General features: G+C 67.7%; 16 protein-coding genes and 4 tRNA genes. 4 read left to right on the top strand and 16 right to left on the bottom strand.

What is annotated here, in order from left to right:
• The first annotated feature begins 11 nt into the window (after positions 1–11).
• Positions 12–1,580 carry a carboxylesterase/lipase family protein gene (locus ASD38_RS14165; RefSeq protein WP_056460826.1) on the top strand — a complete coding sequence of 523 codons (1,569 nt, stop codon included), beginning with the start codon at positions 12–14 and terminating at the stop codon, positions 1,578–1,580.
• Positions 1,581–2,270: 690 nt separating this feature from the next.
• On the opposite strand, the gene ASD38_RS14170 is transcribed toward ASD38_RS14165, so the two are convergent.
• The gene (locus ASD38_RS14170; RefSeq protein WP_056460829.1) at positions 2,271–4,127 is read right to left on the bottom strand and encodes a hypothetical protein; all 1,857 of its coding nucleotides are present in this window, start codon (positions 4,125–4,127) and stop codon (positions 2,271–2,273) included.
• Between the two features lie 11 nt (positions 4,128–4,138).
• The gene (locus tag ASD38_RS14175; protein WP_056460832.1) at positions 4,139–5,473 is read right to left on the bottom strand and encodes an MFS transporter; all 1,335 of its coding nucleotides are present in this window, start codon (positions 5,471–5,473) and stop codon (positions 4,139–4,141) included.
• Between the two features lie 397 nt (positions 5,474–5,870).
• Here ASD38_RS14175 and ASD38_RS14180 point away from each other — a divergent pair, with 397 nt between their 5' ends.
• Positions 5,871–8,681, top strand: coding sequence for a TonB-dependent receptor (locus ASD38_RS14180; RefSeq protein WP_056460835.1), 2,811 nt, complete (start codon positions 5,871–5,873; stop codon positions 8,679–8,681).
• A gap of 232 nt (positions 8,682–8,913) precedes the next feature.
• Here ASD38_RS14180 and ASD38_RS14185 read toward each other — a convergent pair.
• The 13 genes from ASD38_RS14185 to ASD38_RS14245 all read right to left on the bottom strand — a co-directional run bounded on the left by ASD38_RS14185 (position 8,914) and on the right by ASD38_RS14245 (position 18,591).
• Positions 8,914–8,990: transfer RNA gene (locus ASD38_RS14185), tRNA-Arg, on the bottom strand.
• 50 nt (positions 8,991–9,040) lie between these two features.
• A complete protein-coding gene (locus tag ASD38_RS14190; protein WP_056444663.1) occupies positions 9,041–9,346 on the bottom strand; it encodes an ETC complex I subunit in 306 nt (101 codons plus the stop codon).
• A gap of 47 nt (positions 9,347–9,393) precedes the next feature.
• Positions 9,394–9,470, bottom strand: a tRNA-Pro gene (locus ASD38_RS14195).
• Positions 9,471–9,530: 60 nt separating this feature from the next.
• Positions 9,531–10,064 carry a DUF192 domain-containing protein gene (locus tag ASD38_RS14200; RefSeq protein WP_235523839.1) on the bottom strand — a complete coding sequence of 178 codons (534 nt, stop codon included), beginning with the start codon at positions 10,062–10,064 and terminating at the stop codon, positions 9,531–9,533.
• 115 nt (positions 10,065–10,179) lie between these two features.
• Positions 10,180–10,785 (bottom strand): stationary phase survival cold shock domain protein CspD, encoded by a 606-nt coding sequence (gene cspD / locus ASD38_RS14205; protein WP_056444669.1) that lies wholly within the window; start codon positions 10,783–10,785, stop codon positions 10,180–10,182.
• Between the two features lie 172 nt (positions 10,786–10,957).
• A tRNA-Glu gene (locus tag ASD38_RS14210) sits at positions 10,958–11,032 on the bottom strand.
• A gap of 54 nt (positions 11,033–11,086) precedes the next feature.
• A tRNA-Glu gene (locus ASD38_RS14215) sits at positions 11,087–11,161 on the bottom strand.
• Positions 11,162–11,230: 69 nt separating this feature from the next.
• Complete coding sequence (gene recJ / locus ASD38_RS14220) at positions 11,231–13,045, bottom strand: single-stranded-DNA-specific exonuclease RecJ (RefSeq protein WP_056460841.1); 1,815 nt, start codon at positions 13,043–13,045, stop codon at positions 11,231–11,233.
• A 264-nt stretch (positions 13,046–13,309) separates the two neighbouring features.
• On the bottom strand, positions 13,310–14,284 hold the full coding sequence (locus ASD38_RS14225) for a class 1 fructose-bisphosphatase (RefSeq protein ID WP_056444675.1): 975 nt from the start codon (positions 14,282–14,284) through the stop codon (positions 13,310–13,312).
• A gap of 51 nt (positions 14,285–14,335) precedes the next feature.
• Complete coding sequence (glpX, locus tag ASD38_RS14230; RefSeq protein ID WP_056444678.1) at positions 14,336–15,289, bottom strand: class II fructose-bisphosphatase; 954 nt, start codon at positions 15,287–15,289, stop codon at positions 14,336–14,338.
• A gap of 53 nt (positions 15,290–15,342) precedes the next feature.
• The gene (locus ASD38_RS14235; protein WP_056460844.1) at positions 15,343–16,632 is read right to left on the bottom strand and encodes a homoserine dehydrogenase; all 1,290 of its coding nucleotides are present in this window, start codon (positions 16,630–16,632) and stop codon (positions 15,343–15,345) included.
• A gap of 146 nt (positions 16,633–16,778) precedes the next feature.
• The gene (locus tag ASD38_RS14240; protein WP_056444685.1) at positions 16,779–17,999 is read right to left on the bottom strand and encodes an LL-diaminopimelate aminotransferase; all 1,221 of its coding nucleotides are present in this window, start codon (positions 17,997–17,999) and stop codon (positions 16,779–16,781) included.
• A gap of 109 nt (positions 18,000–18,108) precedes the next feature.
• On the bottom strand, positions 18,109–18,591 hold the full coding sequence (locus tag ASD38_RS14245) for a hypothetical protein (RefSeq protein WP_056460847.1): 483 nt from the start codon (positions 18,589–18,591) through the stop codon (positions 18,109–18,111).
• A gap of 95 nt (positions 18,592–18,686) precedes the next feature.
• Here ASD38_RS14245 and ASD38_RS14250 point away from each other — a divergent pair, with 95 nt between their 5' ends.
• Positions 18,687–20,699 carry a class I poly(R)-hydroxyalkanoic acid synthase gene (locus tag ASD38_RS14250; protein ID WP_162252139.1) on the top strand — a complete coding sequence of 671 codons (2,013 nt, stop codon included), beginning with the start codon at positions 18,687–18,689 and terminating at the stop codon, positions 20,697–20,699.
• Positions 20,700–20,914: 215 nt separating this feature from the next.
• Here the strand turns inward: ASD38_RS14250 and ASD38_RS14255 are convergent, their stop codons facing one another.
• Positions 20,915–21,283, bottom strand: coding sequence for a putative quinol monooxygenase (locus ASD38_RS14255; RefSeq protein ID WP_056460849.1), 369 nt, complete (start codon positions 21,281–21,283; stop codon positions 20,915–20,917).
• 77 nt (positions 21,284–21,360) lie between these two features.
• Between ASD38_RS14255 and soxR the strand changes: the two genes are divergently transcribed.
• Positions 21,361–21,828, top strand: a complete 468-nt coding sequence (gene soxR / locus ASD38_RS14260) for a redox-sensitive transcriptional activator SoxR (protein WP_056444695.1) — start codon at positions 21,361–21,363, stop codon at positions 21,826–21,828.
• Positions 21,829–21,897: the final 69 nt, after the last annotated feature.

Below are 21,897 nucleotides of genomic sequence, written 5' to 3' on the forward strand. Positions count from 1 at the left end.
AGAGACCGCTCATGACCACTCATCGCCGCGCTGTCCTGGCCGGGGCCGCCGCGGCGAGCCTGGCCGGGCTCGCCTCCCCTGTCGGCGCGGCCACGGGCCCGATCGCCGCCACCCGCCACGGCAAGGTGCGCGGCGCGGAGGTCGAGGGTGTCAAGGTCTTCAAGGGCGTGCGCTACGGCGCCGACACCGCGCCGCGTCGCTTCATGCCCGCCCTGCCGCCCCGGCCCTGGAGCGGCGTCGCCGACGCCCTCGCCTACGGCCCGGCCTGTCCCCAGACCAAGATCCAGGAGGCCACCAGCGAGGACTGCCTGTTCCTCAACGTCTGGACCCCGGCGCTCGATGAAAGGAAGCGGCCGGTGATGGTCTATGTGCACGGCGGCGCCCACGCCAACGGCTCGGGCTCGGAACCGCTGTATGACGGCGTCAACCTGGCCCGGCGCGGCGACGTCGTGGTGGTCACCGTCAATCACCGACTCAACGTGTTCGGCTACTGCTACCTGGCCGACCTTGGCGGGCCGGACCTGGCCGACAGCGGCAATGTCGGCAACATCGACCTGGTCATGGCCCTGGCCTGGGTGCGCGACAACATCGCCGCGTTCGGCGGCGATCCGGCCAACATCACCGCGTTCGGCCAATCGGGCGGCGGCGGCAAGATCGTCACCCTGATGGCCATGCCCTCGGCGCGCGGCCTGATGCACAAGGTCGCCACCATGAGCGGCCAGCACGTCACCGCCATGGGCCCGATCCACGCGACGATCCGCGCCAAGGCCTTCATGGAGAAGCTGGGCCTGCGCCCCGACCAGATCGACACGCTGCGCAAGCTGCCCGCCGAACAGCTGGTCGCCGCCCTGAAGATGCCCGACCCGCTGGAACGCAAGGGTTCGATCATCTTCTGGTCGGTGATGGACGGCGGCGTCCTGCCGCGCCATCCATTCTACCCCGACGCGCCCCGCGAGAGCGCCCATATCCCGATGATCATCGGCAACACCCACGACGAGACCCGCGCCTTCCTCGGCGGCGATCCCCGCAACTTCTCGATCACCTGGGAGGAACTGCCCGAACGCCTGGCGCCGGAGCTGGTGCTGGACGTCGAGCCGCGCCGCGTCATCGCCCGCTATCGCGAGCTCTATCCGAACTACACCCCGTCCGAGGTGTTCTTCGCCGCCACCACGGCCGGGCGCTCGTGGCCGGGCCATCTGATCCAGGCCGAGCAGCGGGCCAGGATCGGGGCGCCGGCCTGGATGTACCAGCTGGACTTCGGCTCGCCGATCGACGGCGGCAAGCTGCGGGCCTACCACAGCTTCGACATCGCCCTGGTGTTCGACAATCTGAACAAGCCGGGCTCGAAGACCGGCACGGGCCCCGCCGCCCGCGAGGTGGCCAACCAGATGAGCGAGGCCTTCCTGGCCTTCGCCCGGACCGGCGATCCCAACTGCGCGGCGATCCCGGCCTGGGACAAGTACACCCTGCCCCGGCGTTCGACCCTGGTGATCAACGAGACCTCGGCGATGGTCGACGATCCGCGCAAGGAAGAGCGTGAGCTGTTCTCGGTGGCGCCGTTCCTGAAGGAAGGAACCTAGGACGAGGCCCTCCCCCCGGTGGGGGAGGCGATCGCGCGGCGATCGGTGGGGGGAGATTTAGGATCGCCGATCCTGGACCCGTCCATCGGCCGATCACTCCCCCCTCCGTCGGCTTCGCCGACACCTCCCCCACGGGGGGAGGACCTTGGAGGCACGGCTTCGCCGCCTCACGCGGATCACCGCTGAGCTGGTGGGAGGGTGCGAAGCGCCCGGGCCTCGCCCGGATGATTTGCAGTTTTGATTACCGTTTCGACGAAGTTCAGACGCTTCGCGCGGCCGTTATCCGGAAGCCTTCGGGTCGCGGATTTTTAACCCGCTCCGATGGAGGCCCCCGACGGGCAGGACGTTGGCGCGTCCTGGACTGTGCAGGCGATTTCAGCCCACACCTGCCGCGTCCGTCGATCCCCCGCCGCCTGGGCTTTGTCTCGACCAAGGAGAACCTGCCCAGGACCGTCGCGAAGGCGTCCACCGAAGGACCACCGACGAGCGCTTCCCGCTCGACCACCCCCGAAAGCCGCATCGGTCGCCGTACGTGCGCCCTCCCCATGCCTTCAGGTGGGATTAGGATACGGGCGGTTTGGAGGGTGGGGACCAAATCGGGTCGAGAAAATTCAGGGCGTTGAAATCTCGAGGGTTTGTTCGCTATGCGCAGAGCGTAAGCGCTCGTGACCCACTCTGTCCGGGAGAGGGTTACGCGATGCGATCCCACGGGAAGCTCAGAGTCGGCGCGTTGACGTGCCGCTTCATCGTCAACGTCAGGCGCGCGCCCGTCCCAGGCGCCAGTCGCACGGTGAAGGCCGATGCGTTCACCGCCACCGGCGCCCCGCCGTCGATCGAGACGCTCAGCAGCTGGTGCTCGCCATAGCCGCCGCCCTGCACGGTCACTGTGCGCGCCTTGACCTGGTTGGTGTTGACCAGGCTCACCGTCGTCCCGTCGTCGCTCAGGGCCTCGACCAGGGCCGCGACGTCCTCGGGCACGCCCGCCCTTCGGCGCTCGGGATCGAAGTAGCGCAGCCTGGCATAGAGCAAGGCTCCGCCCTGGGCCGGCGAGGTCGGCGACCACGGCGGTCGAGCGATGTGGATGCCGCCCTGCATCAGATGGATCAGCGCCGTGGCGCTGGCCGGATTGATGTCCAGCGCCGCGTCGGCCAGGCGGGTCTTGGGCGTCGAGCGGTCTTCGCGCTGGGCCTGGGCGCGGGCCCGGACCCGTTCGATGTCGGCGCGCAGGGCCTTGGCGGGGAAGCCGGGATCCTTGCCGTCCAGATAGGTCAGCCAGGGATGGTCGGCGGCCCGCGCGCGGTCCGAGGCTTTCATCGACAGGTACCAGATCTCCAGGCCGTTGGTCCGGTACTCGCCCGGCGCATAGCCGTACCAGCCCTTGTCGCCGTACATGCGCGGGGTCTGGACCTTGCCGTCGATGGTCTTCTTCTGGGCGTTGATGACGTCGGCCTGCCTGCGCCAGACTTCCAGGTACTTGTCGTCGCCGGTCAGCAGATAGGCGTTCATGAAGCCGACGATGGCGCGCGGCACGCGGTTGCGGTCCTCGCGCTTGCCGGTCTGGGGCACGACCGGGCTGAAGCCCCAGCCATAGACCCCGCCCCACCACTTGCCGTCGGTCGCGCCGCCGATCTTGCCGTCCAGGCCGATATTGCTGGGCAGCACCCCGCCATTGGCCCTGGCCCGCTCGGCCCAGGCGTCGACATAATCCAGCAGCCAGTCGCGGTACTTCGGCTCGTGGTCCAGCATGTAGGCGTTGAGCACCAGGCTGGTGACCTGCAGGTTCAACGGTCCGTCGCCGATCACGTCGGTATATTCGTCGTAGTGGTGCAGCGTTTCCTCGTAGGTCCGCTCGCCGTGCTCCATGAAGAAGTCGTCGACCTTGAACGGGTCGCCGGCCCAGTCCAGCGGCGTGGCCTTGCGCAGCATCGGGCCGCGGCTGCCGGTGATCATGCTGCGGATGATCTTGTGCCCGGGGTCGTAGTTCGGCGCCCCCGGGTCCTCGTTCATGTAGAAGCCGGAGAACCGCTTGACCCGGTCGCGGTAACGGGCGTCGCGCGGGTCCGACAGCCCCAGCAGATTGAACACCGACAGTCCCTCGGACAGGTGCTGCCAGTCGGTCATGACCGGAAATTCCTTGTAGTACATGCCTTCTCGGGCGAACGGCACGTCCTTGGTCCTGGCCAGGGTGTACTGGCGGACATTGCCTTCGTAGGCCTTCTTCGACAGCTCCAGCAGCCGCTCGCCGCCGCCCAGGGCGTGCAGGTGCGGCCAGTCGTTGACGTTCTCGATCGCGTCGTCGGGACCGTCGTTGGCGCCCCAGCGCTCGACCGCCAGCAGAAAGCCGCGATCGTCGAAATAGCGGGCGAAGAAGGCTTCGCAGGCCTCGGCGTTGGCCTTCAACAGCTCGCGCTCCAGCAGCGCCCACTCGGGCGGCGCCATCGGGGTCTTGATCTCGAGCGTGGGCGCGGGGGCCGACAGCGCTGGTGAGGCGACGCTGGCCAGCAGCAGGGCCGAGGCGGTGCGGAGGAAACGGCGGCGGGTCGTCATCAATCGCTCCCTCAGGCCGTCGGCTTCAACACGAGGCGCTGGATCTTGCCGACGATCAGGAAGTAGGCGGCGATGGTGATGAGGCAGTGAACGCCCACGAAGATCAGCGCCCCGTCGAACGAGCCTGTACCCTTGACGATGTAGCCGATGACGATCGGGGTCACGATGCCGGCGATGTTGCCGAAGGTGTTGAAGATCCCGCCCGTCACCCCGGCCATCTCCTTGGGCGAGGTGTCGGCCACCACGGCCCAGCCCAACGAGGCCACGCCCTTGCCGAAGAAGGCGACCGCCATGATCAGGATGACCAGCCATTCCTGTTCGACATAGTTGCAGCCGATGATCAGCGAGGCCAACAGCATGCCGATCAGCAGCGGCGTCTTTCGGGCGACGTCCAGCGAGCCGGTCTTCTTGAGCAGGCGGTCGGAGATGATCCCGCCCAGCAGCCCGCCGACGAAGCCGCAGAGCGCCGGGGCCGCGGCGGTGAAGCCGGCCTGCAGGATCGACAGCCCGCGCTCCTTGACCAGGTAGATCGGGAACCAGGTGACAAAGAAATAGGTCAGCACGTTGATGCAGTATTGGCCCAGATAGACGCCCAGCAGCATGCGGCTGGTCAGCACCTGGCGGACGTTGCGCCAGGTGAATCCCGCGCCGCTGTCGTCGCTCTTGTCCTCCATGCGCACCAAGCCGCCGCCGGCCTCGATATAGTCGAACTCGGCGTCGTTGATCGCCGGATGTTCGGTGGGCGCGTGGACGAACCTGACGAACACGAAGGCCGCCGCGACGCCGACGCCGCCCATCACGAAGAACACCGAACGCCAGCCGAACTGGTGCACCAGCCAGCCCATCAGCGGCGCGAAGGCCACCAGGGCGAAGTACTGGGCGGCGTTGAAGATCGCCGACGCGGTTCCTCGCTCCGAACCCGGAAACCAGGCCGCCACGATGCGCGAGTTCGCGGGAAACGACGGAGCTTCCGCGAGGCCGACCATGAACCGCATGGCGAACAGCGTGACCGCCGCCGCCAGGCCGGTGAACAGGCCGCCAAAACCCTGCAGGGCGGTGAAGAACGACCAGACCAGCAGGGCGATGGTGTAGATCTTCTTCGACCCGAAGCGGTCGAGCAGGGCGCCGCCCGGGATCTGGCCCAGCACATAGGCCCAGGCGAAGGCCGACAGGATGTAGCCCATGGCCACGGGATCCAGTCCCAGTTCCTTGGACGCCGACTGACCGGCGATCGAGAAGGTGGCCCGGTCGGCGTAGTTGATCGTGGTGATGATGAACAGCAGCAGGATGATCAGCCAGCGGACGCGGGTCCTTCTGTCTGCGCCGTCGGCGGTCTGCGCGGTCATCGCGTCCCCTTCCCTGTCGTCTTTGTTTTGATCGCGGGTCCGATCCGATCAAATCCCGCGTCGCCCCGATGGAGGGACCTTGAGACGGAAGCTAGAGACCGTAGGCGGGTCGGTCTAAGTCAAATCGCCTATCGACCGATCCACCGGCAACATCGATGAGGCCCCAACGGCGGCGCCTCGAAGCGGCCAAACCGTTGACAGAGTCGCGATTTCGGCCGGAAACAGCGCCAGCCGGAACAGAACCGGCGTTCATCGGTGCAGATCCTGCATCGGTCCATGCCCGATTAGGATTGGCCCCCGCGCCGAAGCCGCTCCTATCCTTTTCCCACAGCAAGAGGCCGGTTCGTCCGGCTTCCCACAAGAAAACGACCCGCGAACCGCGGGCATGGGAGGGAATATGGCGCTTCGAGTTTCACAGGGCCTGCGGACCATCCTGCACGGTGGCGCATCGGGCCTGGCGCTGGCCATGGCCGTGGCGACCGCCGCCGGCGCCCAAGAAGCCCAACCCGCCCAGCCTCCCGCCGAGCAGGCCTCCGAGGTCGAGGCGGTCGTCGTCACCGGCTTCCGGGCCAGCCTGGCCAGCGCCATCAACGTCAAGCGCAACGCCTCGGGCGTGGTCGACGCCATCAAGGCCGAGGACATCGCCCAGTTCCCCGACCTGAACCTGGCGGAGTCGCTGCAGCGCATCCCGGGCGTGTCCATCTCGCGGATCAACGGCGAAGGCCGGCAGATCTCGGTGCGCGGCCTGGGCTCGGAATACACCCGCGTCCGCATCAACGGCATGGAAGCCATCACCACCACCGGCGGCACGGCCAACAGCGGCGGCACAAACCGCGGTCGCGGCTTCGACTTCAACATCTTCGCCTCGGACCTGTTCAACAGCATCGCCGTGCGCAAGACGGCTTCGGCGGATGTCGAGGAAGGCTCGCTGGGCGCGACCGTAGACCTGGACACCGCCAGCCCGTTCGACAACCCCAAGCCGCAACTCGTGCTCTCGGCCCAGGCCAGCTACAACGACCTGGCCAAGGACGTCGGGCCCCGACTGTCGGCCCTGGCCAGCCGCACCTGGCGTGACGGCACGTTCGGCGCGCTGATCTCCGTCGCCTACGAGAACCGCCATCTGCTCGAGGAAGGCGCCAACATCACCCGCTGGACCTACGGCGGCAGCAACGGCGGCTTCAACGCGGCCTCGACCCTGCCCGGCTACACCCTGGCCCAGATCAACGACAGCAACCCCGCCACCGCCCTCTACCATCCGCGCATCCCGGCCTATGTCAGCTACGACATCGATTCCGAGCGGTTCGGAGCCAGCGGTTCGCTGCAATGGAAGCCGACCGACCGGACCAACGTCTCGTTCGACGCGCTCTATTCGTACCTGGCCGGCACGCGTAAGGAGGCGCAGCTGCAGGCGCTGGGCCTGTCGCGCGGCGGCTCCGGCAAGCCGCAGACCATCATCCGGGACGGCGTCGTCGATGCGAACCACAACCTGGTCTACGCCAAGCTCGACAATGTCGATCTGCGCACCCAGTCGGCCTATGACGAGCTGAACACCGAGTTCAAGCAGTTCACCCTGGCGGCCGATCACCGGTTCACCGACAAGTTCAAGGTCGGCGGCCTGCTCGGCTACGCGGACTCGACCTTCACCCAGCCGGTGTCGACGATCATCACCTTCGACCGGGCCAACAGCCAGGGCTACTCGTACGACTTCCGGGGCGACCGCCTGCCGACCATCCTGCTGGGCTTCGACGCCACCGATCCAGCCAATTGGAGCGCCATCAACGGCACGTCGGAAGTGCGCCTGCGGCCGCAGTTCGTCGAGAACCAGTTCACCACCGGCAAGATCTTCGGCGAGTACGACTTCAACGACAACCTGACCCTCAAGGCCGGCGTCGATTTCCGTAAGTTCGAGTACGACAGCTACGGCCAGTACCGGACCAGCGAGACCGTCTCCCAGACCCTGACGCCGGCCCAGCTGGCCGCCGCCTCCAAGGTCTATTCGGGCTTCGGCAAGCACATGGGCCTGCCGGCCGGCAACGCCACCGCCTGGCTGGTGCCCGACATCGACGCCTACGCCCGGACCTACGGCATCTACAGCAACACCGGCATCTACGCCCTGACCAACACCAACAACAGCTCGGCGCGCGGCCAGTACGGCACGGTCGAGGAGAAGGACGCCGGCGCCTACCTCCAGGCCGAGTTCCGCTTCGACGCCTTCGGCCTGCCCTTCCGCGGCGACGCCGGCGTCCGCCAGGTCAACACCCAGCAGGAGTCGGGCGGCTACGCCGTCGTCAACAACGTGGTGCAGCTGGTCAATGTGCGGCGCGACTACGACATGACCCTGCCGTCCTTCAACCTGGCGGCCGACGTCACCGACACCGTCGTGGCCCGGATCAGCGCCGCCAAGACCATCTCGCGCCCGGGCATCGGCTCCCTTTCGCCGGGCGGCGACGTCGGCGTCCAGGGCGCCAACCGGACCTTCTCGTCCGGCAACCCGGATCTGGATCCGACCCAGTCCAAGAACCTCGACCTCTCCCTGGAATGGTATCCCTCGCAGGGCGCCATGCTGGCCGCCGGCGTGTTCTTCAAGCGGATCGACACCTTCGTCGCCACCCTGCGCACCCAGGCGCCCTACAACACCCTGGGCCTGCCGGACTCGCTGATCGCCGGCACCAGCGCCACCCCGACCGACATCTTCGACGTCACTCAGCCCGTCAACTCGAACGGCGGCGACCTGAAGGGCTTCGAGGTCAACTGGCAGCAGCCGCTGACCTTCCTGCCCGGCGCCTGGAGCCACCTCGGCTACATCCTCAACTACACCTTCGTGGACTCGAGCATCGAGTACCTGACCTCCACCACGCCCGGCGCGCCGACGGTCAACGCCACCCTCGTGGGCCTGTCCAAGCACGCCGCCAACGCCACGCTCTACTACGAGACCGACACCTGGAGCATCCGCGGCTCGGCCGCCTATCGTGACGGCTACCTGACCCAGGTGCCGGGCAACGACGGCAACGCCTATCACGGCACCAACTCGACCCTGAACATCGACGCCCAGGCCAGCTTCAACATCCGCCCGAACCTCAAGCTGAGCATCGAGGGCGTCAACCTGACCGACGAGTTCAACGATCAGTTCGTCGGCGACAGCAACCGCCTGAACGTCCACACCCACAGCGGCCGGACCTATTTCCTGGGTCTTCGCTACAGCTACTAGGGCGCGGTTCTTCCCCCCGACCCAACGCCCTGGTTGCGGCGCCGGCTTGTCCAGCCGGCGCCGCGCTCGTGCAAGGCTCCCCGCCGCCAGCCTTGAGCGTCGAGGTCGCGGGTCCAGCCAGAAGCCTTTCGCTCGGCGGACCTTCCAACAAGCGGGCTCTCCCGAGGGCGAGAAGAGGCGAGAGCGACCCGATCGCCTCCATCGGCCTGCGGGATCGTACAATCGACGGGATTGGCGCGCCCTGCTGGATTCGAACCAGCGACCGCTCGCTTAGAAGGCGAGTGCTCTATCCAGCTGAGCTAAGGGCGCGGACCCCCGAGGGGGACCTTGGAGAACCGTGGAAACTTGAGGCGTAAAGCCTAGTGCGTCCAGGGCTGGCGGCGGCCGGCGGCGAAGTTGTCGGCGTAGGCCTTGATGATCCGCTTGGGCGTCTTGGGCTCGAACAGCTGGAACGAGATCTCGTGACGCTGGGCGTAGGCCACGGCCTCGTCGCGGGTCTCGAAGTTCAGGCGCACCTGGCCGTTCATGTCGCTCGACTGAGTCCAACCCATCAGCGGATCCGAACGTCTGGCCGAGGCCGGTTCGAACTCCAGCACCCAATCCTTGGTCTTGGCCTTGCCCGACTGCATGGCGGTCTTGGCGGGGCGGTAGATGCGCGCGAGCATGAAAGCCTCTCCAGGTCGAACGGCGCCCCTTCGAAAAGGGGCTTAGGTGGTCGGAGCGGCAGGATTTGAACCTGCGACCCTCTGGTCCCAAACCAGATGCGCTACCAGGCTGCGCTACGCTCCGAAACACCGAGCGGGTGCTCTACAGGGCTTCGTCGCCGGGAGCAAACGGAACGGGCACGCTTCAGCCTTTGGGGAAGATTTTGTTGAGCACCCGATCGCCCGGCAGGATGCCCAGCTGCGCGGCGCGGCCGCCGGGGATCTCCAGAACGCCGCGAATGATCCCGCCCGAGGGGATCGGCGTCTCGTCGTGCGGCACGGCGTTGCGGGCGATCGACAGCACCCGGCCGTCGGGCGCGATGTAGATGATGTCCAGCGGGATCAGGGTGTTCTTCATCCAGAACGCCGCGCGCTGGGGCGGGTTGTACGGGAACAGCATGCCGCGGTCGGGCGCCAGCGACTTGCGGAACATCAGGCCCCGCTCCTGCTCGGCCTTGGTCACGGCCAGCTCCACGGTGAACCTGACCCGCCCGCGACTGGTCAGGATCTCGACGGTGTCGAGCTTGGCCGAAGGCTTGGCGGCGCCATGGGCGGCCACGGGGGCCGGCTTGGGCTTGGCCTGCCAGGCCTGGGCCGGAGCCGCGATCAGGGCGCTGGAGAACAGGGCCAGGACGACCAGCGCCAGGGCCCGTCGTCCGATCGTCGTCATCAAGGTCACGCGCGCCTCATCATCCTCGCCGCGTCCCGCGACGCGGCGATCCTACGACGCCCCGCGCGGATGTCGAAGGGCGTCGATGACGAAAGCCAGTCCTGGAGAATACGCCCTTGCGCGCCTAGTCCTCGCCGGCGGTGATCTCGGCGACCACCAGGCCCTTGGGGCCCTCGGCGAAGCGCACCATCACGTCGTCGCCCGGCTGCAGGTCTTCCAGACCGCCGCGACGCAGGGTCTCGATATGCACGAAGATGTCGCCCGGCTGGCCGTCGCGGACGACGAAGCCGTAGCCCTTGGTGCGGTTGAACCATTTGACCTTGGCGCGCTCGGCCGGGCCCACGGGCTCCAGCGCCTGGCGGCCGCTGTCGATGCCGGACCGGAAGCCGTGATCGCGGCGCAGACCCATGCCGCCGTCGCCGAACGACCGCTTGGGCCGCTCCATCGGCGCGCTGGCGGCGCTTTCGTCCAGGTCCACGACCTCGGACACCTGCCAGCCCTTGGGGCGCTTGACCACGTCGCAGACGATGATCGCGCCCTCCAGCGCCGTCTCCCGACCACAGTTGCGCAGGGACGTGACGTGCAGCAGCACGTCCTTCAGGCCGGTCTGGCCTGGATCGTCGGGGACGATGAAACCGTACCCCTTCCCCGTATCGAACCACTTCACGCGACCGCTGATACGCACGAATTCCTCGTGCGATCCCGAGTCCTCGAAATCGAAACCAGACATTCCGCCCCTCTGGCTCGCCCAGACAGCCCAGGGGGCGAGCACCACAGAATAACACTGTTCTCGCGAGAGGAGAGCCGTCAATAACCAATTGAAGCGGAACGGCGATCAGAAACCTCGCGCGACATTTCGTCGCAGCGGCTAAACCGACATAAACCTGAAATGGCCGTGGGGGTGGTAGTCCCTAGGGGAGTCGAACCCCTCTCTCCAGAATGAAAATCTGGCGTCCTAACCGATAGACGAAGGGACCACGGCGCCTGCATTAGGCGGGTATTCGCATGTAAAGTCTAAGTAGGCTTCGCGGTGGTAGTCCCTAGGGGAGTCGAACCCCTCTCTCCAGAATGAAAATCTGGCGTCCTAACCGATAGACGAAGGGACCACGTGGCCGCGAAGAGCAGGCGATATACAAAGCTTCCCCCCACGGCGCAAGCGACCGAGAGCAGTTTTTTCAAGTCATTCGCATGCGGGGGTCGGCGACGTCCTCGATCTCCAGCTGGACCCCTTCCCGGCCCATATAATCGTCCGGTTTCAGACGGCCCACGACGTGCAGGGCGCCGCCGCCGGCCAGCAGGCGCTCCCCCAGGGGGGTCTCGGCCGAGCGCCAGGAGATCGCCTTGATTCGGTCGCCCGACGGTCCGACCAGGTCGACCCGCACATGGCCGCCCTTCATCGCCATCATCCGCTCGGGCCGAACGCCGGCCAGGGCGAACATCGGCTCGGGGTTGCCCGGACCGAACGGGGCCAGCTGCTGGAACTCGGTCCAGAGGGCGCGATTGGCGGCCCGAGGCTGGACCAGGGCGTCGATCTCGACCCCCTCGACGCCCACGGCCTCCATCTCGCCGGCCAGGCGCTCTTCCAGGAAGGCGCGGAGTTCCGGGATCGAATCCGGGCGGATCGACAGGCCCGCCGCCATGGCGTGGCCGCCGCCGGCCATCAGCAGGCCCGCCTCGAAGGCCGCCTGGATCGCCGCGCCCAGATTGACTCCCGGCTGCGAACGGCCCGAGCCCTTGCCGACATTGGCCGCGCGATCGATGCCGATCACCACCACGGGCTTGCGATAGCGCTCGCGCAGGCGGCCGGCGACGATGCCGATCACCCCGGGGTGCCACCCCTCCCCGGCCACCACGATCACCGGGGCGTCGGGATTGAAATTGCTGCCCCGCTCCAGCACGGCGGCGGCTTCCTCGACCACGGCGGCCTCGACCGCCTTGCGCTCGGTGTTGAGGCCGTCCAGCTCCTCGGCCAGCCTGCGGGCCTCTTCCGGATCGTCCGTGGACAACAGGCGCGCGCCGAGGTCCGAGCGGCCGATCCGTCCGCCGGCGTTGATGCGCGGCCCCAGGATGAAGCCGGCGTGGAACACCGAGGCGGGTCCCGAGCCCTTGCCGACCTCGAACAGCGCCTTCAGGCCCGGATTGCCCCAGCTGGACATGGTGCGCAGGCCCAGGGTGGTCAGGGCGCGGTTGAAGCCGACCAACTGAGTGACGTCGCAGACTTCGCCCATGGCCACCAGGTCCAGCCATTGGCGCAGATCCGGCTGCGGCCGCTCGTCGGTGAACAGGCCGCGCTTGCGGGCCTCGCGGTTGAGGGCGGCCAGCAGCACGAAGGTCACCCCGGCGGCGGCCAGCACCCCCTGCCCGCTCTGGCAGCCCGGCCGGTTGGGATTGACCACGGCGGCGGCGGCCGGCGGGTCCTCGCGCATCAAGTGGTGGTCGATCACCACCACCTCGAGGCCGATGGTGGCGGCGCTGGCGATGGCGTCATAGGCCGCCGCCCCGCAGTCGAGCGTGACGACCAGCTCGGCGCCGGTGTCGCGGATGGTCTTGAAGGCCGCCGGACTGGGGCCGTAGCCCTCGGTCAGGCGGTCGGGAATGTAGATCGGCAGCTCGACGCCCATGTAGCGGAACCATCGCACCAGCTGGGCGGCGCTGGTGGCGCCGTCGACGTCGTAGTCGGCGAACACCATGGTCGAGCGGCCGCTTTGCAGCGCGTCGATCAGGATCTCGGCGGCCCGGTCCATGTCGGTGAAGCTGGAGGGATCGGGGAACAGCGCCTTCAGGGTGGGCCGCAGATAGTGCTCGGCCGCGTCGACGCCGACGCCGCGCGAGGCCAGGGCCCGGGCCAGGGGCTCGGACAGGCCGTGGACCTGCTGGTGGCTGCGGACGATCGCCGCGTCGGCGGGCCGCTCGCGCCAGGCCCGGCCGCTGATCGAGCGGGAAACGTCGAGGAAGTGGCCCGTATCGAGCGAAGCGTGTCCGTCGGCCATGGCTCAGCCCCCCCGCGCGGGAAGACGGCCGGAAATGCTGAGCTTGGCTGTCGTGGTCATCTCCCGAGCCTACGCGCTTAGGCGGATTCGCTCCATGCGGCGCGAGGTCGGAAGATAGGGCGTTGGTGCGTCAGAAACGGACGCGGCTGATCCGAAACCTCGTCCTTCGACAAGCTCGGGATGAGGTTTCTACTGAACAGCCCTTCCACTAGCCCTCATCCTGAGCTTGTCGAAGGACGAGGGCGGTCCCGCCGGCGATGGCCCTCAGGTCGCCGACATCTCCGCCACCAGCGCCACCTCGTTGGCCGAACCCAGCACCACGGGCACCCGCTGGTGCAGCTTGGTCGGCCGCAGGTCGAGGATCGGGGTCTTGCCGTCGGTCGACTGGCCGCCCGCCCGCTCGACGATCAGCGACATCGGGTTGGCTTCGTACAGCAGGCGCAGCTTGCCCGGCTTGTCGGGCTCGCGGGCGTCCCACGGGTACATGAAGATCCCGCCGCGCATCAGGATGCGGTGGACGTCGGCCACCATCGAGGCGACCCAGCGCATGTTGAAGTTCTTGGCCCGCGGGCCCGACTTGCCCTGCAGGCAGCCGTCGATGTAGCGCCGCACCGGCTCGGCCCAGTGACGCTGGTTGGACATGTTGATCGCGAACTCGGCGGTGTCGGCCGGGACGGCGATGGTCGGGTGGGTCAGCCGCCAGGCGCCGTCGGCGTCGAGCGTGAAGCCGACCACGCCCTTGGACAGGGTCAGCACCAGCATGGTCTGCGGGCCGTAGACGGCGTAGCCGGCGGCGACCTGCTGGCGGCCCGGCAGCAGGAAGTCGGCTTCGGTGGGGGCCACGCCGGCCGGCGCGGGCAGGATCGAGAAGATCGTGCCGACCGACACGTTGACGTCGATGTTGCTGGACCCGTCCAGCGGATCGAAGGTCACCAGGAAGCCGCCGACGGCCCCGGTGGTCTCGATCACCTCCAGCTCCTCGGACGCCAGGCCGGCCACCAGCGGGCAATCGTTCAGCGCGTCGCGCAGGATGTCGTTGGTGATGATGTCGAGCTTCTTCTGCTCTTCGTCCTGGACATTGACCTGGCCGGCCGCGCCCAGGCTGCCGGAGATCGCGCCCGAGGCCACGACCTTGCTGATCTGGGCGCAGGCCCCGGCGATCACCTCGACGACGGCCTTCACCTCGTCGCCAGCCGGCTCCTGGGCGAGCCATCCGGCGAGATCGGTCAGCGTGGTCATACGGGGCCTCGTAGGGAAGATGAGATTCGCGCGGGCGACCTTAGCCGAGGCCTAGGCCTTCCGCTTCATGCGGACTTCGCGCACCGTGCCGGTCGATGAATTCATGACCAGCGTGTGGGTGTGGACGAAGCCGTCCTTGAAGGTCACGCCGTCCAGCAGGTTGCCCCAGGTGACGCCGGTGGCCGCGAAGATCGCGTCGGCGCGGACGATCTCGTGCAGGTCGTACTTCTTGTCGAGCTCGGTGATGCCCCACTTGGCGGCCCGGGCGCGTTCGTCGCCGTTGCGGAACAGCAGGCGCCCCTGGAACTGGCCGCCGACGCATTTCAGCGCCGCGCAGGCCAGCACGCCCTCGGGCGCCCCGCCGGAGCCGACGTAGAGGTCGATGCCTGTCGAGGGATCGGTGGTGGCGATCACCCCGGCCACGTCGCCGTCGGTGATCAGATTGACCCGCGCGCCCACCGAGCGGACGCTGGCGATGATCTCGGCGTGGCGCGGACGGTCCAGCACGCAGACTGTGATCTGCTCGGGCGCGACGCCCTTGGCGGCGGCCACGGCCTTGATGTTGTCGGCGGGCGACTTGTCCAGGTCGATCACCCCGGCCGGCAGGCCCGGACCGCAGGCGATCTTGTCCATGTAGGTGTCGGGGGCGTTCAGCAGGCTGCCCTTGGGCGCCCAGGCCATGACGGCCAACGCGTTGGGCATGGCCTTGGCCGTCAGAGTGGTGCCTTCCAGCGGGTCCAGGGCGATGTCGATCTTCGGGCCTTTGCCGGTGCCGACCTTCTCGCCGATATAGAGCATGGGCGCCTCGTCGCGCTCGCCCTCGCCGATCACGATCTCGCCGTCGATCGCCAGTTCATTCAGCGCGTTGCGCATGGCGTCGACCGCGGCCTGGTCGGCCGCCATCTCGTCGCCCCGGCCGACCATCGACCATGAAGCGATGGCGGCGGCTTCGGTCACGCGAACCGCGTCCAGGACCAGCGCGCGGTCCAGGGTCTTCGAACTCATCAACGTCTCCCAGCCTATGCGAGGCTTTCCGTGCCGACCGCTTGGCGCGGTTCTCAGATGCGCGCGACGCGCAAAAGGCGGGGACGCTCTAGCACGGCGTGCAGTTTTTCGATGCGACTAATCGCGTCGAGGAGATTGGATTCGGGAGTCGCGTGCGTGACGAGCACGATCGGCACGCCGCCCGCGCCCTCGACGGGCTTCTGCAGGAAACTATCGATCGAGACCGTGCATTCGGCCAGGGTCTCGGAGATGGCGGCGATGGCCCCCGGCTCGTCGCGGACCATGATCCGCAGATAGGCCTTGCCCACCGAACGGGCCGGATCGACGGCCACGAACGGCTTCAGCTGGCCGGCCGGGGCCTGGAACACCGGACGCTTGGCGCCGGTCATCACGTCGGCGATGTCGGCGGCCACGGCGGCGGCGGTCGGGCCCGCGCCCGCGCCCGGGCCCTGGATGAAGATCCGGCCGATCCGCTTGCCCTCGATGAACAGCGCGTTGAGCGCCCCGCCCGCCTGGGCCAGCGGATGCTCCAGCGGCACCAGCGACGGATGCACTTTCACCGACACGCCGTCGTCGCTCTTGGCCGCGCCCGCCACCAGCTTGATGCGATAGCCCAGGTCCTTGGCCAGCTTGATGTCCAGCAGCTCGACGTCGCTAATGCCTTCGATCTCGGCGGCGCCGAAGTCGGGCGCGCAGCCGAAGGCCAGGGCGGCCAGGATGCTGATCTTGTGGCCGGCGTCGAAGCCGCCGACGTCCATGGTCGGGTCGGCCTCGGCGTAGCCTAACCCTTGCGCCTCGCGCAGCACGTCGGCGAAATCGCGGCCGGTCTTCTCCATCTCGCTGAGGATGAAGTTGCAGGTGCCGTTGAGGATGCCGGCCACGCCGATCACCTCGTCACCGACCATGGCCTCGCGCAGCATCTTCACGGCCGGCGTGCCGCCCATGACCGCCGCTTCGAACAGCAGCGGCGCGTCGTTGGCCTCGGCCAGGGCGGCCAGTTCGGCGCCGTGCTCGGCGATCAGGGCCTTGTTGGCGGTGACCACCGGCTTGCCCAGCTTCAGGGCCGCCTCGACGGCGGCCTTGGCCGGACCGTCGCTGCCGCCGACCAGCTCGACGAACAGGTCCACGTCCGGCGACGAAGCCAGGGCCACTGGATCGTCGAACCAGGTCAGGCCCGAGATGTCGACCGTGCGCGGTCGCGACTTGGAGCGGGCCGAGACCGCCGTCACCACGGCCCGGTCGCCGGCCGGGGCGAAGTCCGGCTGCTCGGCCAGGAACTGCAGCAGCCCTCCGCCGACGGTGCCGAGGCCGGCGACGCCGACGCGCCAGGTTTTCTGGGTCATGCTTGCATTTCCTAGTTCGTACGAAACTTCTAGCGCCGAGGGTCCGCCCTCGTCCTTCGACAAGCTCAGGATGAGGGCTACTTGCGATGTGTCAGTGGAAATCCTCATCCTGAGCTTGTCGAAGGACGAGGATTTCGGTCCCGCCGCTAGACCTGCTCCATCTTGTTGTGCGCCTTGGCCAGGATGGTGTCGGCGTTGGCGATGAACTTCTTGACGTTGCGGGCGGCCTGCTTGATCCGCTGCTCGTTCTCGACGAGGCCGATGCGCACATAGCCCTCGCCGTATTCGCCGAAGCCGATGCCGGGGGCCACCGCGACGCCGGCCTCCTCGATCAGCAGACGCGAGAACAGCATCGAGCCGGCCGCTTCGAACTGCGGGGGGATCTTGGCCCAGGCGAACATCGAGGCCGGCGGGTTGGGAATCTCCCAGCCGGCGCGCTTCATCGACGACACCAGGGTGTCGCGACGGCCCTTGTAGATGGCGCGGATCTCGTCGACGCAGTCCTGCGGGCCGTTCAAGGCGGCGGCCGCGGCCACCTGCACCGGGGTGTAGGCGCCGTAGTCCAGGTAGGACTTCACCCGGGCCAGGGCCGCGCAGATCCGGGCGTTGCCGACCACCATGCCCACGCGCCAGCCGGCCATGGCGTAGGTCTTCGACAGCGAATTGACCTCCACGGCGATGTCCTTGGCCCCGTCGACCTGCAGGATCGAGGGCGGCGGGTTGTTGTCGAAATAGATCTCGCCATAGGCCACGTCGCTGATCACCAGCAGCTCGTGCTTTTTCGCCAGGGCGACGGCGTCCTTGTAGAAGTCCAGGTCCACCCACTGCGCCGTCGGGTTGGACGGATAGGACAGGATCAGCACGCTGGCCGGCGGCACCGAGTGCTTGGCCGCGCGGCTGATGTTGGACAGGTACTGCTCGGGGGTCAGGGCCGGCACGTGGCGGATGACGCCGCCGGCCATGATGAAGCCGAAGGCGTGGATCGGATAGGCCGGGTTCGGACAGATGACCACGTCGCCCGGGGCGGTCAGGGCCTGGGCCAGGTTGGCGAAGCCTTCCTTGGAGCCCAGGGTGGCGATCACCTCGGTGTCAGGGTTCAGCTTCACGCCGAACCGGCGGCCGTAATAGCCGGCCATGGCCTTGCGCAGACCGGCGATGCCCTTGGACGCCGAATAGCGACCGGCCTTGGGGTCGCGCGCGGTTTCGATCAGCTTGTCGACGATATGCTTGGGCGTGGGCATGTCGGGATTACCCATCCCGAAGTCGATGATGTCGACGCCCTCGGCGCGCAGGCGCGCCTTGATCTTGTTCACTTCTTCGAAGACGTAAGGCGGCAGGCGACGGATGCGGTGGAAATCGGAGGTCATGAAATGCTCATTGCGCCGCAGCGGCGCGCCGGGAGCGGATGTCGGGCATGGATAGACCCCAAGCGGGGCATAGCCAAGCCAGTTACGGGAATTTTATGCCTCCGTCGCCCTATTGGGGCTTGGACGGAGGCGCGATAGCTCGGTCGCGCGCCGCCTTTGCGAAGGCTTCGGTCGCGGCGCGGTCGGCGTCGGTGGGAATGTCGCTCGGCGGGGCCTCGCCCAGCTTGCGGGCCTTGGACGCGTAGCCTTCGGTGTCGGACAGGGTCCAGGTGCTGGGCGCGGTCTCGCGCTTCAGCTTGTCGGCGGCCACTTTTTCAGCGCCGACAGCCTTCTTGAACTCGACGGGCGTGCGCACGTCGGTCGGAATCGGCGGGATGTCGATGAAGCGCGGCGCGCTGGCGTGCTTGGAATCCTGGGCCGCGGCGTTGGCCGCGGCGGCCACCGGCGAGCTGGGATCGGCCGGCGGCGGCGAGAACGGCGACATCGAAGACATCGACGAGGCGCACGCGGTCAGTCCCGCCAGCAGGCCCATCAGAGCCGCGCCGCGAAAGAGTACGCCAAGACGTACGATTTTACCGGTTTCGTCGTTCATCTTGTCTCAGGTCTTATGCGATGATCGCGGCGAGCGAAAGGCCATCCGCACCGCTCAGGCGAGATGGCCCAAGACAAGACGGTGGAAGGAAGTCCATGGCCACGACCGAAACCTCCCCCAAACCGCGCAAAAGGCCCGCCGCCAAGGCGGATGCGGCGCCAGGCGCCGCCAAGACCAAGACCAAGGCCGCCCCGAAGGTTTCGCCGAAAGTCGACCTCGCGCCGGACTCTCGGGTCAAGGCCGCCGAATCGGCCACGCGCCCGGCCGATCGCGATCCACCGCCAGTCGCGACCGCCCTGCCCGATTTCGAAGTCTTCCTGTCGCCCGACCAGCGCCAGATGCTGGAGACGCTGTCGGCCAACCTGGCCCGCGCCGCCGTCACCGCCCAGGGCGCGATCGCCGAGGCCGCCCTGCGCCAGGCCGACCGCCCCGCGGCCCTCAGCCCCGACCCCTTCCACGTCGGCCCCGCCTTCAACGAAGTGATGACCAGCCTGGCCGCCCAGCCCGACCGGCTGCTGCGCGCTCAAGCCGACCTGTTCAGCCGCTACATGGACCTGTGGCAGTCCGCCGCCCGCAAGATGACCGGCGAGCCGACCCAGCCCGTGGTCGCCCCCGCCCAGGGCGACAAGCGGTTCAGCGACCCCGACTGGGCGTCCAACCCGATGTTCGACATGATGAAGCAGAGCTACCTGCTGTCGTCGAACTGGCTGAACGACCTGGTCTCGCAGGCCGACGGCGTCGATCCGAACGTCAAGCGCCGGGTCGAGTTCTTCACCAAGATGCTGACCGACGCCTTCTCGCCGTCGAACTTCCTGATCTCCAACCCCGCCGCCCTGCGCGAGGTGATGCAGAGCAAGGGCGAGAGCCTGGTGCGCGGCATGGAGAACTTCGCCGCCGACCTGGAGCGCGGCGGCGGACAACTGGCCATCAGCCAGACGGACCTGGCCAAGTTCAAGGTCGGCGAGAACGTCGCCACCGCGCCGGGCAAGGTCGTCTATCAGAACGACATCCTGCAGCTGCTGCAGTTCGCCCCGACCACCGAGACGGTGTACGAGATCCCGCTGCTGATCTTCCCGCCGTGGATCAACAAGTTCTACATCCTGGACCTGCGGCCCGAGAATTCGATGATCCGCTGGCTGACCGACCAGGGCTTCACGGTGTTCGTCGCCTCGTGGGTCAATCCCGACAGCCGCCAGGCCGACAAGACCTTCGAGGACTACATGTTCGAGGGGATCTACGACGCCAGCCAGCAGGTCATGACCCAGACCGGCGTCAACAAGGTCAACACCGTCGGCTACTGCATCGGGGGCACGCTGCTGTCCTGCGCCCTGGCCCACATGGCCGCCAAGGGCGACAAGCGGATCAATTCGGCCACCTTCTTCGCCGCCCAGCAGGACTTTTCCGAGGCCGGCGACCTGCTGCTGTTCACCGACGAGGCCTGGATCAAGACCATCGAGGAGCAGATCGACCGCCAGGGCGGCTACCTGCCCAGCCAGTCGATGGCCGACACCTTCAACAGCCTGCGCGGCAACGACCTGATCTGGTCGTTCTTCATCAACAACTACCTGATGGGCAAGGAGCCGCGGCCGTTCGACCTGCTGTTCTGGAACGCCGACCAGACGCGCATGCCCAAAGCCCTGCACCTCTACTACCTGCGCAATTTCTACAAGGACAACGCCCTGACCCAGGGCCATCTGACCCTGGGCGGCGAGAAGCTGGACCTGTCTAAGGTCAAGATCCCGATCTATGTGCAGTCATCCAAGGACGACCACATCGCGCCGTTTCGCAGCGTCTATCGCGGCGCCCGGGCGTTCGGCGGGCCGGTGACCTTCACCATGGCCGGCTCGGGCCACATCGCCGGGGTGATCAATCATCCCGACGCCAACAAGTACCAGCACTGGACCAACGAGCATCTGCCCGGTTCGGTCGAGGGCTGGCGGGCCGGCGCGGTCGAGCATCCCGGCTCCTGGTGGCCGCACTGGGCGGCGTGGCTGAAGGCCAAGTCCGGTAAGCAGGTCCCGGCCCGCGACCCGGCCAAGGGCGCCCTCAAGCCGATCGAGGACGCCCCCGGCAGCTTCGTGCGGGTGCGGTCGAACCCGACGGCCTAGATCGTATCGACATCCAGCGTCCGGGACGAAAACCTCGTCCTTCGACAAGCTCAGGATGAGGTTCCTCCACAGCCCAGGCCTCTAAATGGTCCTCATCCCGAGCCTGTCGAAGGACGAGGACCACGCACCTGAGCTTGAAGGTTGTACGCCCTAGCCCAAACCGTCGTCGTCCCCCGAACAAATCGCAAGACGACGGCGGTTGGCGAAGCGTGTTTTCAAATCACGCCGACCTCGTAGGCCAGCTCGACCGGCATCGCCTCCGTGCTTTCGACCAGCCCGCCCGCCCGCTCGAGGTGTTCGACGAAGCGCGGGTCGCGCCGGAAGGCCTGGGCGTGCTCGGCCGTGTCGAAGGCCGAGACCAGCACCACCGCGTCGCGCTCCGGCGAGACCAACATCCGGCTGCCGACCACGCCGGGAACCGTGCCCCGGATCCGCTCCAGATGCGCCATTTGCAGGGCCATGAACTCTTCGAAGCGGCCGGGCTTGATGCGGATGACGTTGACGGCGAGGACCGGTCGCGGGGTCGGAGCCTCCGCGAGCACGGCGGCGACGGTGGCGCGGTCGGGAACGGTGAGCGTGGTCATGGTGGCTCCTGGAAGGGCGTTTGCCGTGGAAGGAGCTCTTCGTGTAAAACCTCAACCAAAGTTGAGGTCAAGCGCGAATGTCGAACCCGGATTTCGCCGTTCCCAGCGGCACGTTGAGCGTCGGCGAGGTGGCCAGGCGCAGCGGCGTGGCGGTCTCGACCCTGCACTTCTACGAGACCAAGGGCCTGATCCGCAGCCTGCGGACCGAGGGCAATCAGCGGCGCTATCCGCGCGGCGTGCTGCGGCGGGTGGCGGTGATCAAGGTCGCCCAGCGCACCGGCATCCCGCTGGCCTCGATTCAGGCGGCGTTGGCGGCCCTGCCCCAGGGGCGCGCGCCGACCGCCGAGGACTGGGCGGCGCTGTCGCGGGCCTGGCAAGCGGAACTCGACGAGCGCATCCGCCGCCTCAACCAGCTGCGCGACCAGCTGGACGACTGCATCGGCTGCGGCTGCCTGTCGCTGAAGACCTGCCCGCTCAGAAACCCGCGCGACGCCCTGGCCGCCCAGGGCGCGGGGCCGCGGCTTCTGGAGCCGGACGCCGACTAGACCCCTGCGCCAAATCCTTGAACCGGCTCCACGCGATCGACCCACGTTCGCCCAAAACTCGCCCGGATT

Origin of the sequence: Caulobacter sp. Root487D2Y, assembly GCF_001427165.1 — a bacterium.
In the GTDB taxonomy this organism is placed as follows: Bacteria; Pseudomonadota; Alphaproteobacteria; order Caulobacterales; family Caulobacteraceae; genus Caulobacter.